This is a genomic window from Glaciimonas immobilis (assembly GCF_011947285.1).
GTDB classification, from domain to species: Bacteria; Pseudomonadota; Gammaproteobacteria; order Burkholderiales; family Burkholderiaceae_D; genus Glaciimonas; species Glaciimonas immobilis.
Map to the genome: position 1 here is coordinate 1 of NZ_JAAOZT010000026.1, position 1,191 is coordinate 1,191.

The 1,191-nt window shown below is 52.0% G+C and carries 1 protein-coding gene; it reads left to right on the forward strand.

Annotated elements, in window-relative coordinates; genetic code table 11:
* A partial coding sequence (gene tuf / locus HAV38_RS21495; RefSeq protein ID WP_168057471.1) for an elongation factor Tu occupies positions 1-1,188 on the forward strand: 1,188 nt, incomplete at its 5' end.
* Positions 1,189-1,191: the final 3 nt, after the last annotated feature.

Sequence of the window (1,191 nt, forward strand, 5' to 3'; positions counted from 1 at the left end):
AAATTCGAACGGACCAAGCCGCACGTCAACGTCGGAACGATTGGTCACGTTGATCATGGTAAAACCACGCTGACTGCAGCAATCTCGAAAGTGTTGACCAAGAAATTTGGCGGCGACATGCGCGATTTCAGCACGATTGATTCGGCTCCTGAAGAGCGCGCACGCGGTATTACCATTAATACTTCGCACGTAGAATATGAGACCGCCAACCGCCATTACGCGCACGTTGACTGCCCGGGCCATGCTGATTATGTAAAAAACATGATTACTGGCGCGGCGCAAATGGACGGTGCGATTCTGGTATGTTCAGCTGCCGATGGTCCGATGCCACAAACGCGCGAGCACATTTTGCTAGCGCGTCAAGTTGGTGTGCCATACGTGATCGTATTTTTGAACAAAGTAGACATGGTCGACGACGCTGAGTTGCTCGAGCTGGTTGAAATGGAAGTGCGTGAGTTATTAAGCAAGTACGATTTCCCAGGCGACGATCTGCCGATCATCCAGGGTTCAGCAAAGCTGGCACTGGAAGGCGACACAGGTCCGTTGGGCGAAGAAGCGATCATGAAGCTGGCCGATGCACTGGACAGCTACATTCCAACGCCAGAGCGCGCAGTTGACGGTGCGTTCCTGTTGCCAGTTGAAGATGTCTTCTCGATCTCAGGTCGCGGTACTGTTGTCACCGGTCGTATCGAGCGCGGTATTGTGAAAGTGGGCGAAGAGCTGGAAATCATCGGCATCCGCGATACACAAAAGACGACTTGTACTGGTGTTGAAATGTTCCGCAAGTTGCTTGACCAAGGTCAGGCTGGCGATAACGTTGGTGTATTGTTGCGCGGTACCAAGCGTGAAGACGTTGAGCGCGGTCAAGTGTTGGCCAAGCCAGGTTCGATCAAGCCACACAAGCATTTCACTGGTGAGATCTATGTGTTGTCGAAAGATGAAGGCGGTCGTCATACTCCGTTCTTCAACAACTATCGTCCACAATTCTACTTCCGTACTACGGATGTAACCGGTTCGATCGCTTTGCCAGAAGGCAAAGAAATGGTCATGCCAGGCGATAACGTGTCGATCACAGTCATGTTGATCAACCCAATCGCGATGGAAGAAGGCCTGCGCTTCGCTATTCGCGAAGGTGGGCGTACTGTTGGTGCGGGTGTGGTTGCCAAGATCCTGCCAGATCCACAATAAGTT